This window comes from Vibrio sp. 1727 (genome assembly GCF_033344415.1).
In the GTDB taxonomy this organism is placed as follows: domain Bacteria; phylum Pseudomonadota; class Gammaproteobacteria; order Enterobacterales; family Vibrionaceae; genus Vibrio; species Vibrio alginolyticus.
Map to the genome: position 1 here is coordinate 1 of NZ_JAWPOT010000647.1, position 523 is coordinate 523.

Consider the following 523-nt stretch of genomic DNA (forward strand, 5'->3'; position numbering starts at 1 on the left):
CCCCTGATGCACAAAAGGCGATGGCCTTTGTCCTGAAACAAATGGATACTCTTTCGTCATTCAAACAAATTCTGACAGTTCATGCACAAATAGTGAGCGGTGTGAACTACGCAATTGAATTTGAAATGGATGATGGCTCGATTTGGAACACTATTGTGTATCGTAATCTCGACGGAGAGTACGCGATTACTCAATCGCCAAAAGAAGGTCACTTCTGCGAACAATAAGTATCAGAGTGAGAGTGTCCTGAATTCTGTGTAACTGTCTAAACTTAAGCCTTAAAGGCTAAGGATGGACAATATGGATAAGAAAGCACTTGAAGCTTTTGCTCGTGAAGCAGCGAAGTCAATTAAAACAGAATCTGATCTGGACGACTTCCGTAAAATGTTAACCAAGGTGACCGTTGAAACGGCGTTAAACGCTGAACTCGATGAGCACCTTGGATATCAAAAACACCAACCCAGAACCAGCTCCAACTCCCGCAATGGCTACTCGGGTAAATCAATCATCACCGATGATGGAA

2 protein-coding genes are annotated in these 523 nt (G+C 43.0%); both read left to right on the forward strand.

The annotated features are described in order from the left end of the window. Positions 1 to 227 (forward strand): cystatin family protein (locus R8O10_RS27385; RefSeq protein ID WP_318192258.1); only part of this gene is annotated, 227 nt, incomplete at its 5' end. A gap of 73 nt (positions 228 to 300) precedes the next feature. Beyond that, the coding region (locus R8O10_RS27390) for a transposase (RefSeq protein ID WP_318192259.1) at positions 301 to 523 on the forward strand (223 nt) is incomplete at its 3' end.